Annotated in this window: 13 protein-coding genes; 10 read left to right on the top strand and 3 right to left on the bottom strand. The window is 45.4% G+C overall.

The features are described from left to right. Positions 1-57 precede the first annotated feature (57 nt). From FSC11_RS01795 to FSC11_RS01825, 7 genes are all read left to right on the top strand, one after another. Positions 58-888, top strand: coding sequence for an inositol monophosphatase family protein (locus FSC11_RS01795; protein ID WP_004809859.1), 831 nt, complete (start codon positions 58-60; stop codon positions 886-888). A 449-nt stretch (positions 889-1,337) separates the two neighbouring features. After that, positions 1,338-3,185, top strand: coding sequence for a DEAD/DEAH box helicase (locus tag FSC11_RS01800; RefSeq protein ID WP_163164815.1), 1,848 nt, complete (start codon positions 1,338-1,340; stop codon positions 3,183-3,185). Positions 3,186-3,587: 402 nt separating this feature from the next. Then, positions 3,588-4,406, top strand: coding sequence for an ABC transporter ATP-binding protein (locus tag FSC11_RS01805; RefSeq protein WP_004809856.1), 819 nt, complete (start codon positions 3,588-3,590; stop codon positions 4,404-4,406). After that, entirely contained in the window at positions 4,403-5,182 is a 780-nt protein-coding gene (gene mlaE, locus FSC11_RS01810) for a lipid asymmetry maintenance ABC transporter permease subunit MlaE (protein ID WP_004809853.1), read from the top strand. Before FSC11_RS01805 ends, mlaE begins: the two co-directional genes overlap by 4 nt. Then, positions 5,182-5,859 carry an outer membrane lipid asymmetry maintenance protein MlaD gene (gene mlaD / locus FSC11_RS01815; protein WP_004809851.1) on the top strand — a complete coding sequence of 226 codons (678 nt, stop codon included), beginning with the start codon at positions 5,182-5,184 and terminating at the stop codon, positions 5,857-5,859. The genes mlaE and mlaD overlap by 1 nt, the downstream gene beginning before the upstream one ends. Before the next feature lie 17 nt (positions 5,860-5,876). Beyond that, entirely contained in the window at positions 5,877-6,512 is a 636-nt protein-coding gene (locus FSC11_RS01820; RefSeq protein WP_205681848.1) for an MlaC/ttg2D family ABC transporter substrate-binding protein, read from the top strand. 12 nt (positions 6,513-6,524) lie between these two features. After that, the gene (locus tag FSC11_RS01825) at positions 6,525-6,815 is read left to right on the top strand and encodes an STAS domain-containing protein (RefSeq protein ID WP_008303021.1); all 291 of its coding nucleotides are present in this window, start codon (positions 6,525-6,527) and stop codon (positions 6,813-6,815) included. A 268-nt stretch (positions 6,816-7,083) separates the two neighbouring features. Here FSC11_RS01825 and FSC11_RS01830 read toward each other — a convergent pair whose 3' ends face one another. Continuing rightward, positions 7,084-8,097, bottom strand: coding sequence for a CorA family divalent cation transporter (locus FSC11_RS01830; protein WP_004809844.1), 1,014 nt, complete (start codon positions 8,095-8,097; stop codon positions 7,084-7,086). Between the two features lie 153 nt (positions 8,098-8,250). On the opposite strand from FSC11_RS01830, the gene FSC11_RS01835 reads away from it, so the two are divergent. Together FSC11_RS01835 and FSC11_RS01840 are read left to right on the top strand one after the other, a co-directional pair. After that, positions 8,251-8,841 carry an LOG family protein gene (locus FSC11_RS01835; RefSeq protein WP_008303018.1) on the top strand — a complete coding sequence of 197 codons (591 nt, stop codon included), beginning with the start codon at positions 8,251-8,253 and terminating at the stop codon, positions 8,839-8,841. A gap of 31 nt (positions 8,842-8,872) precedes the next feature. After that, positions 8,873-9,274 carry an NUDIX hydrolase gene (locus FSC11_RS01840; RefSeq protein ID WP_005223363.1) on the top strand — a complete coding sequence of 134 codons (402 nt, stop codon included), beginning with the start codon at positions 8,873-8,875 and terminating at the stop codon, positions 9,272-9,274. A 1-nt stretch (position 9,275) separates the two neighbouring features. On the opposite strand, the gene FSC11_RS01845 is transcribed toward FSC11_RS01840, so the two are convergent. Further along, positions 9,276-9,911 (bottom strand): ComF family protein, encoded by a 636-nt coding sequence (locus FSC11_RS01845; protein ID WP_004896158.1) that lies wholly within the window; start codon positions 9,909-9,911, stop codon positions 9,276-9,278. Beyond that, entirely contained in the window at positions 9,898-11,943 is a 2,046-nt protein-coding gene (recG, locus tag FSC11_RS01850) for an ATP-dependent DNA helicase RecG (protein ID WP_163164817.1), read from the bottom strand. Before recG ends, FSC11_RS01845 begins: the two co-directional genes overlap by 14 nt. Before the next feature lie 34 nt (positions 11,944-11,977). Here recG and FSC11_RS01855 point away from each other — a divergent pair, with 34 nt between their 5' ends. Further along, positions 11,978-12,796 carry an NAD-dependent epimerase/dehydratase family protein gene (locus FSC11_RS01855; RefSeq protein ID WP_163164819.1) on the top strand — a complete coding sequence of 273 codons (819 nt, stop codon included), beginning with the start codon at positions 11,978-11,980 and terminating at the stop codon, positions 12,794-12,796. Positions 12,797-12,878: the final 82 nt, after the last annotated feature.

The raw sequence follows: 12,878 nt of genomic DNA on the forward strand, positions 1-12,878 counted from the left end.
TAGGGGCTTTTATGCATTATTCTTTATCAATATCTTCAAATTTGTAGTGGGTGTTCAATGGAACCTATGGTGGTGATGGCTGCGCGTGCGGCTCAATTAGTTGGTCAAGAGCTTTTAAAAGCGCATCAAAATCGTCATAAACTCGATCTACAAGTCGAAGAGAAAGGCATTGATGGTCCTGTAACGCGTGTTGACCGTTACTTGGAGCAACTGACTATCGATACGCTGCGTAAAAGTTATAAAAACCACAGCTTCCTTGGTGAAGAGTTTGGCCTGCAAGAAGGTAAAGGTCACGACGCTGAATGGTGTTGGGTGATTGATCCTCTTGACGGTACACTGAACTTCATCAACGGTTTCCCGCATTTCTGTATCTCTATTGCTGTTCAGCACAAAGGCGTAACCCAACACGGTGTTATTTATGACCCTGTGAAAGACGAGCTATTCTCTGCAAGTCGTGGTCGTGGCGCGATGCTGAACCAGCGTCGTATCCGTGTAAATGTGAAAGACAACTTGCAGAATTCTTTCCTGGCAGTCGGTCATGCTTACCGTGCTCAACGTGGCGGTGAAGTGGTGTCTTATGCGAAAAACCATTTCGAATCACTATTAAACGTCACTGAAGCAGGTGCTCAATACCGCCGTGCAGGTTCTGCTGCGCTGGATCTGGCTTATGTTGCGGCAGGTCGTTTAGATGGTTACTTTGAACTTGGTTTGAAACCTTGGGATATCGCTGCTGGTGAACTGATTGTGAAAGAAGCGGGCGGTACAGTGGTTGATGCACGTGGTGGCAGCGAATCTATGGAAAAAGGTCAGGTCATTGCCTGCTCTATGAAAATGCTGAAACCTTTAATGCAGGCAGTTGTTCCTGCATGGGGCGAGGCAGCTAAATAATCGGGTTTAGACATTTTGGTTTAAAACATATAAGAGGCATCCTAAGGGATGCCTTTTTCATGACTGGATAATATTTTTATTGCTAAATATGGTTAAAATATCAACTAATTTTAGATTAATACAAAATAACAATAAAACTTAATGACATTATTTTAAATCCTGCTATAATCCGCGCACGCACTTAATTTCTGTTCGTTACCTGAACATTTCTCTTCTTATCATTGTGTATGCGCGTGCGGTCCAAAGAGAGGACGATATCTCGCGCCCCAATCGCTAAAGCGATTCCTTCAGGTTATGCCGTAATCATGCGTGCGTTATATCACATCGTCGTTACTCGGATCGCCGCTGAATGATCTCTTATTTTCAGCGTATATTGCTGTACCGCTTTTTGTCGATGTTCATTTGACTTTATTTTTAATGGAGCACCCAATTTCCGGGTGAAAGACTCTATGAGCAAAACTTTTGCTGATTTTCCTCTACACGAAACCTTACAACAAGCTTTACAAGCACTAGGCTTTACTGCACCTACACCTGTACAGGAACAATCTATTCCTGCGGCGCTTGAAGGTAAAGACCTTCTAGTGTCAAGCCAGACTGGTTCTGGTAAAACTGCAGCCTTCCTTCTCCCTACATTGAATGGCCTTGCAACTGAAGATACTTTCGTTCCGTTCAAAGAACGTATGAAAGCGGTAACTCAACCAAATATCCTGGTAATTTCACCAACACGTGAACTTGCACAACAGGTTTGTCAGGATGCGATTGCATTTGTACGTCACATGAAAGGTGTTCGTATTGCTGCAATCATGGGTGGTATGCCATTTGGTAAACAAATCCAACAATTAAAAGGTGCACAAGTTGTAGTTGCGACACCAGGTCGTTTACTTGATCTTGTTAACCGTCGCCAGATTAAACTGGACAAAGTTGATGCGTTAATCGTCGACGAAGCTGACCGTATGTTAGACCTCGGTTTCTCTGAAGACCTAGAGGCAATCGGTGACTTGGCTGCGAACCGTAAACAGACTTTGATGTTCTCTGCTACATTTGCACCGCGTATCATCACGCTTGCTGAACGCATGATGAATGAGCCAGAGCGTATTGCGATCGAAACTGGTCACTCTACGAATACTGACATCACTCAGACTTTGCACTGGACTGATGGCTTTGAGCACAAGAAAAAATTATTAACTCACTGGTTAAACGAAGAAGACGTTGATCAGGCAGTTGTATTCGCTTCTACGCAAGAAGATACCGATATGCTGGCTGAAGAACTTGCTGAAGCAGGTCTATCAGTAGTAGCACTTCATGGTGCAATGCCACAGACAGTTCGTAACCGTCGTCTACGCAGCATCCGTGAAGGTCGTGCAAAAATCTTGGTTGCAACTGATGTTGCAGCACGTGGTCTAGACGTACCAACAATCTCTCACGTCATCAACTTCGGTCTTCCAATGAAGAACGAGGACTATGTACACCGTATTGGTCGTACAGGTCGTGCGGGCCGTACTGGTAAAGCGATTACTTTAGCGACTTACCGTGAACGCGGTAAAATCCGTGCGCTTGAAGACTACTTGGATGCTCGTTTAGAAGTATCTGAAATCGAAGGTCTTGAGCCATCTCCACCTCCTGCACGCGGTAGCCGTGATGGCGCTGGCCGTGGTCGTGGTCGTGATGGCGGTCGTGGCGGCCGTGGTGGCTTCGGCGGTGGTCGTCGTTTCGAAGGTGAAGGTAACTTCAAACGTCGTGATGGTGGTGATGACCGTCCACGTCGTAGCTTTGATGACAAACCTCGTGGCGAACGTCCTGCGTTCGGTGGCGAAGATCGCCCACGTCGTGACTTCAACAGTGATCGTCCACGTCGTGAAGGCGGTTTTGGTGATCGTCCTAAACGTGACTTCGGTGATCGTCCAGCTCCACGTCGTGAAGGTGGTTTCGGTGACCGTCCAAAACGTGATTTTGGCGACCGTCCTCGTTTCGAAGGTTCTGATGACAACCGTGGCAACCGCGTAGATTACAAACCACGTCGTGAAGGCTCTTTCGGTGACCGTCCTAAACGTGATTTCGGTGATCGTCCGGCACCACGTCGCGAAGGTGGTTTTGGTGATCGTCCTAAACGTGATTTCGGTGATCGTCCGGCGCCACGTCGTGAAGGTGGCTTCGGTGACCGTCCAGCACGTTCATTTGGTGATGACCGTCCTAAACGTGATTTCGGTGGTGATCGTCCACGCCGTAACTTCGATGACAAACCACGTGGTGAGCGTTCGTTCGGTGAAGACCGTCCACGTCGCAAATTCAATGACTAATTGAATCTAGCCAGAAAAAACCAGCGATAACGCTGGTTTTTTTATGGATGCATTTTTTTAAAGTTTTAGGTAAAGTGTGTGCCATTCCTGAATTTGAATCGGTTATGATAACTAATCCTCAAAAATCACACTTGGCTCGTTATATCCATGAGGTTGTTATGCCTTATATTGCGCTGATCCTGATCTTATGTAACATCATTCTCTTTCTCTATAATTTTTATAATTGAATGATTATTGAACATATAAGCAGACGATAAAATTATAAAAATAGATCATGCTTTCTCATTTTTTTCATTCAGATATTGCCTTTTTGCCATTGTAACATTCCGATCAAAAGGTAACATTTAGAGAGTTAATCCTTTATAGTACGCATGCTGAAAAAATGCAGGAAAACGCTTAGCTATGAAAAATCAAACAGCGTTTGAGACTCAATCACTCATAGAAGTGAAAGGTTTGAGCTTCAAGCGAGGCGAACGTGTGATTTATGAGAATGTCAGCCTGAACATTCGACGTGGTCAGATCACTGCCATTATGGGACCTTCTGGTACCGGTAAAACTACATTATTACGTCTTATTGGCGGACAGCTAACGCCAGATCAGGGACAGGTGTTGCTGGATGGCAAGGATATCGCACGCATGTCACGTAGTGAGCTGTTTGCTGCACGTGCACGTATGGGTATGTTATTCCAGAGCGGTGCATTGTTTACGGATATGAGTGTCTATGAAAATGTCGCTTTCCCGATTCGTGCACATACCAAATTGCCTGAGCACTTGATCGCAGAAATCGTGGCGCTCAAGCTGGAATCTGTCGGTCTGCGCGGTGCAGAGCAGATGATGCCCTCTGAATTATCTGGTGGTATGAACCGTCGTGTGGCTCTAGCACGTGCGATTGCACTTGACCCAGAGCTGATCATGTATGACGAACCATTCGCCGGGCAAGACCCGATTGTGATGGGCGTATTAACACGTCTGATTCGTTCCCTGCGTGAAGCATTAGACCTGACTACAATTATCGTTTCGCATGATGTAGCAGAAACTCTATCCATTGCGGACTACATTTACGTAGTGGCAGAAGGAAAGATCCAGGGCGAAGGCACACCTGAAGAATTAAAAGCACATCCTTCTGCATTTGTTCAGCAGTTCCTGACGGGTTCCGTTGAGGGGCCTGTGGATTATCAGTTTAGTCATGCGGCTTATTTAAGTGATGAGGTGCGTTCATGAATGCAATTGCCTTATTGGGTAGACGTGTCATAGAACGTGTGCGCGGGATTGGGGTTGCGACCCTGATGCTGTTACAAATTCTGATTTCGATGCCAACCTGGCTGGGGTTTAAGCTATTTGTCTACCAGATGTACCGTGTTGGGGTGCTCTCTTTACTGATCATCGTAGTTTCGGGTCTGTTTATTGGTGCTGTTCTCGGTTTGCAGATGTATACCATTCTGGCTACCTTCGGCAGTGAAGCCATGTTAGGTACCGCAGTAGCTCTAACCTTATTACGCGAACTGGCACCGGTTGTGGCAGCGCTCTTGTTTGCTGGTCGTGCCGGTTCCGCATTGACAGCTGAAATCGGTCTGATGAAAGCCACTGAACAGTTATCCAGCATGGAGATGATTGGGGTTGATCCGCTGAAAAGGGTCATTTCACCACGTCTTTGGGCAGGGATTTTCAGTCTGCCAATGCTGTCCGTAATTTTTGCTGCCGTGGGGATTATGGGCGGTAAAATGGTCGGTGTAGATTTCCTTGGCGCAGATGAAGGCGCGTACTGGAGCGGTATGGAAAGTACCGTGCAGTTCTACAAGGATATCTTTAACGGTACCATCATTAAAAGTTTTGTATTTGCATTGATTTGTACATGGATTGCGGTCTATCAGGGTTATGCCTGTGAACCGACATCTGAAGGGATTGCAACGTCCACAACACGTACTGTGGTGTATTCATCGTTGTGTGTTTTAGGTTTTGATTTCGTGTTGACTGCGGTCATGTTCGGAGGTGTTTAATGAAATCACGTACCAGTGAACTGGCCGTTGGTGTTTTTGTCATTCTGTTTGGAATTGCAATTTTCTTCCTGGCAATGCGTGTCAGTGGTTTGGTCGGAACCAATATTGCCGACAGCTATAAAATGACAGCAACTTTTGAAAATGTAAATGGCATTAAGCCGCGTGCCAAAGTGGCTTTAAGCGGTGTGAAAGTCGGTCAGGTCGATACGATTACACTTGATCCAGTCACCCGATTAGCCACTGTACATATGACGCTAGATGGTTCATTGACATCATTTAATGCTGAACAGTTAAAGAAAGTACAGCAAGAAGCCCTAGATGAGTTACGTTACAGCACTGACTATGAAGCTGCGGCACCTGCGCAACAAAAAGCAATGGAAAAGCAACTCTTAGACAACATGACATCCATTACCAATATTGATGAAGATGCTTACATTATGGTAGCAACCAATGGTTTGCTGGGTGAAAAGTATTTGAAAATTATTCCAGGCGGCGGTCTGAATTATTTGAAACGTGGTGATCAGATTGCCAATACCCAGGGCACAATGGAAATTGAAGATTTAATTACCAAATTCGTGACAGGTGGAGCAGGCAGTAAGTCATCAGAAACTCAGGAGGCATCTGCTGATGCAGTAACTTCTGAAGCTACAGATGCAGAACCTGCATTTGTTGAATAATGATTGAGGAAATTTGAGTGAATATTTTAGTAAAGCAAACCCTTGCAGCAAGCATTCTATCTATCATGGCGATCGGAAGTGTTTTCGCTGCACCGGCTGAAGCACCACCTGCATTTATCAAGAAAGTTGCAGATAACCTGGTGGCTCGTCTCAAAGCAGACCATAGCAAGTTGCAGAGCAATCCGGCACTGGTGAAAACTATTATTCGTCAGAATCTTGATCCATATATCGATTCACAAGCATTTACCCGCATTGTGATGGGAACGTATGCAACTAATCAGTATAGTTCTGCTGCACAGCGTGCTCAGTTTGAACGTAACTTCCGTGAAACGTTGACTGAAAATTATGGTTCAGCATTTGCCAAATATACCAACCAGTCTTATAGCATGCGTCCGTACAAAGACACGGGTAGCAAAAATCCAGTTGTGACCATTGATTTCCATAATAATGGCGAGAAAATTCCGGTTTCTTTCCAGTTGGCCGATAAAGGTTCACAATGGAAAATCCGTAATATCAACGTGTCTGGTATCGATCTAGGTTTACAGTTCCGTAACCAGTTTGCAGCGACTGTAAAACGTAATGGCGGTAACTTGGATAAAGCAATTGCAAACTTCAAGCCAGATGCAGAAGCAGCGGTTGAAAAGAAAAAATAAGATAGGTGAGCTGTGATCAAATTCAGTAATCAGGAACTGCATGTTATAGGCAAAATCGACTATAACAATGCGCAGCAATACTATGAACAGGGGCTGCGTGAAATTCAGTCACAGACAGTTTTTCCTATTGTGGTAAATCTGGCTGAGCTTGAAAGTGGCAGTACTTTGGCTTTGGCGATATTGGTCAGATGGTTACGTCAGACGCCACAAGCCAAAGGATTGCAGTTTAAAGCTGTTCCTGCAAAAGTGATGAAGATCATACAGTCCTGTCACCTGGAGAATGATTTACAGATCATTCAGTAAAAAGAAAAAGCACCGAAAGGTGCTTTTTTATTGTGATTAAATTTTAAGAAATAATGAAAATCAAATAGATCTAAGTATAGATTGCAAGTCCTCTCTCCCTGAGGGAGAGTTAAAGAGAGGGTGAAAATCCTCACCTAACTCCTCCTTTGGAAAAGGAGGGGGAATTTTCTTCACTTTTTTAGAGAGAAGTTGACGAGGGATTAAATAGATATAAATTAAATATAGAGATTTCTTGCGCTTTGCTTTGAAGCAGCGCCTCAAAGCTCGCTCAAATCCATTTCTTCCATCTAAAGTAAATCAATGGTCCAATGAAGAATGCGACCAGAATCAGCCCGACAATAATAAAGCTGGTGGTGCCATGTGCAAAAGGCAGAACTTCTGTGTTCATCCCATAAATACTCGCAATCAGCATCGGTGGCGCAAGCATACTTGGCAAGATCGAGAATCGACGGATCGTGTCATTCTGTTCGGTATTAATGAATCCGGAAGTGGTATCAAGCAGGAATCGCACCTTTTGGAATAAGAAAGCATCATGCTCAACCAGAGAACGTACATCTTCACTGAGCTCTCGAATGTCCGCATCATAGATATGACTACCGAGCGCCCGTGGACGGGACAGGAAGGTCAGTACCCGGCGTAAATCGATCAGACAGAGCTGGGCTTTTCCAAGCATATCCTCGAGCTGTGCCAGACGGGTAATCATGTCATCCAGATCCAGAATCTGTTCACGATGGCGATTATTCAGAACTTCGGTTGAGTATTTTTCCAGATCCTTGTGCACATCTTCCAGAATATCCGCCAGCTCATCCAGCTTGGCTTCAAGCAGGCCAAGTAGAATCCAGGTCGGATCCTTATAATCAATCTCATAATCATTGCGGCGCGCACGAGCACGAAAAGCACGGAACGCGACTAGTTTTTCTCCACGCAAGGTAAACAGCCGATCTTTATGCAGAATGAAGGCGACGGTTTGCACCGTGGCTAAAATGCTGGATTGATCTTCAGTATCTTCTTCAACCTGATAGTTTTTATTTTTCGTTAAAAAATAAGTGCTAATATGCAAAATACCGTCATCATCGCGGTAGAATCGGGCACTGGATGAAATGTCTTCTAATGATTTGAGGGTAGGAAGATTTTGCTCATAAGCGTCCATGATCCATTGCTGCTCTTCCTGTGAAGGAGCAATCAGATCGACCCAAACCAAATCTTGATGTAAATCAAAGTCGCCATTAATAGTGGCATCTTCTAGGCTACCGCGCTCTGTGGCATAAAAGGCTTCAAGCATGCTGTCTTTTCTCCCTTGCGCAGTATGTAAATTGGAATGGGTGTATTTTAGACAAGGAATTGAATAAAAACACTGATTGAACAGTTATTTTTTCAAAAAAAGCTTCGATCAGGGATTCCTTGCGATACAGCTAGAACTAAATGGTGAAAAATGATGAATTCTATCGCAATTTTTTGTGGTTCCGCACTGGGGATCGCACCTGTTTATACCGAGATTGCTGAAAAAGTCGGCCAGACGCTGGCAGCTAGACAGCAAACACTGGTCTATGGTGGTGGCCGTTCAGGCTTGATGGGAATTGTTGCGGACAGTACTCTGGCTGCGGGCGGCCAAGTGATTGGGGTGATTCCAAAGCAGCTGGTAGACCGTGAATTGGCCCATCCAGGTCTGACTGAACTGCATATTGTTGAAAATATGCACGAGCGCAAAACCAAAATGTCAGAACTGGCAGATGGTTTTATTGCGATACCGGGTGGTGTAGGAACACTGGAAGAAATCTTTGAGCAATGGACCTGGGCACAGCTCGGTATTCATGAAAAGCCATGTGCATTTTTAAATGCAGAAAACTTCTATACCGGTTTGATTCATTTTATTCAGCACACGACTGAACAGGGTTTTACCAAGGCACGTTTTACCGAGAAACTCATTGTCAGTGAAGAAATTGAAACAATTCTGGATGCTTTTGAGAATTATCAACCACCGCAAGCGAAATGGGGGATGGTTGATCAGCAAGATCTCGTGAAATAAGCCCATTGATCATTTTTAAATTTGAGTTGTTATGAAAGTTATTACTGTTGCCGCCGGCATTGTACTGAATGAAGCACAGCAATTATTGGTTGTGCGTAAGAAAGGCACCAGCTGCTTTATGCAGGTGGGTGGCAAGCTGGAACCGAATGAAGCACCTGAAGTGACGATTGTTCGTGAAATTCAGGAAGAAATCTGCTGTCAGGCTGAAGTGCAGCAATTTGTTGGTCGTTTTGAAACGAAGACCGCGAATGAACCCGACCACCAACTGGTCAGTTATGTATATCTGGTCAAACTGGATCAAATGCCCAAAATTGAGGCGGAGATTGCCGAGATGAAATGGATTGATCTCAATGAACAAGACTTAGCGCTGGCCCCGTTAACCACAGAAATTGTAATTCCATGGGTGAAGTCAAATCTTTTAGCCCAAGCTTAATTTAAAGCTTTGCACCTGCGACACAGGCTGTATAAATTTGCTGGCAGCCAAGTTCTTCGAGCTTCTGATTAAGTGCACGAATTGAACTACCAGTTGTTACCACATCATCAATAACCAGCACCTTACGATAACGCAATTTTGATGATGTACTGATCTGAAATTGTGCTTCAATACCTTCAATCCGTTCCAGGCGGCTTAAGCCTTTTTGTGAATGCTGTTTGAGCCGGCTCACCGGTTGCCAAACTGGAACTTGAAGATGCTTTGCGACCTGTTTAGCCAGCAGTAAGGACTGGTTATAGCCGCGCTGTACCAATTTGTCTGTTGAGATTGGCATCGGGACGACTGCGCTGACTTTGGGAAGTTTTAAACTGATAAGCGCGCCTGCTAACAAGTTTTCCAGATAAAGCTTCTGCTCATATTTGAACAACTGAATCAGACGATCCATCGGATAGTCATAATGGCAGGCAATCTGTACCTGCATTTCCTGGCGCTGGATGGTCTGATGTGCCCAGGGTAGCTGGTTCCAGCAATCCTGGCATACTGAATGAATTGTTTGATAATCGTTGTGACAAAGCTGGCAGGGTTGTAACTTGCCCAGCCAATGCTTGCCTTGCTGAATCAGTTTAGACATAGGCATAACGTGGTGCCTCAGGTAACCAGCGTTTTAATAACGCATCGGCCTGTTTCGGATAATCCTTTAACATCTGCTGCGCCACATAATGTGCCTGATTAAGCAGGTGGTCATCCCGTTCCAGCTTGGCTACCCGGAAACCCATATCTCCGGTTTGTTTGGTGCCAAGCAGTTCACCTGGACCACGCAGTTCCAGATCCTTTTCTGCGATAATAAAGCCGTCATTGGTTTCCCGCATGATACGCAAACGTTCCTGACCATTCTGAGAAAGAGGATGCTTATACAGGAGTACACAGAAACTGGCTTTGGCACCCCGACCAACACGGCCACGCAGCTGATGCAGTTGTGAGAGGCCGAGACGCTCAGCATTCTCAATCACCATCAGAGAAGCATTCGGTACATCGACACCCACCTCAATCACGGTCGTGGCAATCAATAGCTGCAATTCATTATTTTTAAATTGTTGCATCACCGCCTGCTTTTCATCAGGCTTCATCTTGCCATGGACCAGACCGATATTGATTTCCGGGAAGCGTTCCTTAATTTCGGCAAAAGTGGCTTCGGCTGCTTGGGCATCTAAAGTTTCCGACTGTTCGACCAGAGTACAGACCCAATACGCTTGCTTACCTTCAGCACAGTTGGTGGCAATACGTTGGAGTACCTCTTCACGGCGGTCCAGTGGGATAGTTACGGTCTGAATCGGAGTACGACCTGGTGGCAGTTCATCAATAACTGAAGTGTCCAGATCGCCATACGCAGACATGGCCAGGGTACGTGGAATTGGTGTCGCCGTCATGACCAGTTGATGTGGGGACATACCATCCAGCCCTTTATTGCGTAGAGCTAGACGCTGATCCACACCAAAGCGATGCTGTTCATCAATAATTACCAGCCCCAATTTGGCAAACTCGACATTTTCCTGAAACAAGGCATGGGTGCCGACCACCAGATTGGCACTACCATCTCTAATGCTTTGTTCTGCCGCAGTACGGGATTTACCTTTTTGCTTGCCAGATAGCCAGGAAACAGTCAGTCCCAGTGGCTCAAACCATTTTTTAAAATTTAAATAATGCTGTTCTGCTAGAATTTCGGTTGGTGCCATCAGGGCCACTTGCCAGCCTTCTTCCAGAGCATGACAGGCCGCCACACCAGCAACCAGTGTTTTACCTGCACCGACATCGCCCTGTACCAGACGCAACATCGGTTTGTTGCCTTTCATGTCATGGGCAACTTCTCTTGAAACACGTTTTTGCGCCCCCGTCATGTCAAAAGGTAGACCCGCGAGCAACTGTTTGGCATAACGCTTACTTGGTGAAAATGCAGGCGCTTCAATCTGCTGGATAAAAGCACGGCGGGTCAGTAAACTGATCTGATGCGCGACCAATTCTTCAAAGATCAAACGCTGCTGTGCCGGATGAGAACCCTGTGCCAGCTGCAACATATTGGCATCGACTGGAGGATGATGAATATATTCCAGTGCCTGCTTCAGGTCATAGCCATTGCTGAATTGAGCTGGTAACAATTCCGGCAGATCATCACTGTGTAGGGCGAGCGCCTGCTTGATATATTCACGTAATTTGGGTTGGGTCAGGCCTTCAGTTGCCGGATAGATCGCGGTAAGTTGTATCTGTGGAAGGGGGGTATGTTCAGTAATGACCTGTAATTCGGGGTGATACATTTCCAGGCCACGGGCCCCAACACGCACTTCGCCAAAGACTCTTAATCTTGCACCAACTTTGCAACGGTCAGTAATACCTTTATAGATATGATAGAAACGTAGGGTCACCTTGCCGCAATCATCATCCAGCAGTACGGCCATGGACTTGCGTTTACCCGGTGGAAAATCCACGCCTTTGACAATACCTTCCAGCAAATAGCTACGTCCCACAGTCAATTGATTCATGGGAATGATCGTGCTACGGTCTTCGTAGTCACGTGGCAGATGAAAGAGCAAATCATCAGTTGTGAACAGATTTAATTTTTCAAGTAATGTGGCGGCGGCATTGCCGACACCTTGTAACTGATGGACTGCAGCCATGTCCCCTCAACCAGGTTTTGTGATTCGGTGCTGAATGCATATTTTATTTATCGGTTATGGTAAAACATCCGCACGCATAGCTAAACAATTATTTGAGCAAGGTCATCAAATTAGCACAATCAGTCGCAGTGCGAAAACAGATTCCTGTGCCACTCATCATGTTCAGGATGTGCATCAGCTCGATTTAAGCAGCCTTGCACCGATTGACTGGGTCTACGTCTTGCTCAGTCCTGACCAGAGTACGCTCGAAGCTTATCAGCAGACTTATCTGGACTCAGTCGGTCCAATTGTTAGGGCGCTAAAATCCCATCCGATACAACGTCTGGTTGTTGTATCTTCCACCCGGGTCTATGGTGAGAATGCCGGAGAGCAGGTGGGTGATGACAGTGCAATTTATCCGAATGATCCGCAAGGCAAAGTCCTGCATCAAATGGAGCAGACTTATTTAGCTGCTTATCCAGACCAATGTACGATCATCCGCCCAAGTGGGATTTATGGAACTTCAGTTGCACGCTTGGAAAAAATGGCACGATCTATGACCAGTTATCCAAATCTGCACTGGTCGAATCGGATTCATATTGAAGACTTGTCACGTTTTATGGCTGAGATGATTCACGTGGAACATCTTGAATCTTCATATATTTTGACCAATAACCAGCCACAACTGTTGCATGAAGTTCTGCAATGGTTTCAGCAGCAGATGAGATTGCCTTTATTAAAGGTAGAAAGTGAGCAGGTGACGGGTAAAAAGCTCTATGCCACCCGTATGCAAAAAATGGGATATGAGTTAAAGCATCCGGACTGTTATGAGGATTATTTAGAATTGATGAAGTTAGCCACTCATCTTGAATAAAGTTGAGTTCCCTCTCCTTTTAGGAGAGGGTTAGGGAGAGGTAAGTTTTTAAACATTTTCTCTCATCCCTCTCGCGAGCAGT

The sequence above is a fragment of the Acinetobacter schindleri genome (assembly GCF_010918895.1).
In the GTDB taxonomy this organism is placed as follows: domain Bacteria; phylum Pseudomonadota; class Gammaproteobacteria; order Pseudomonadales; family Moraxellaceae; genus Acinetobacter; species Acinetobacter schindleri.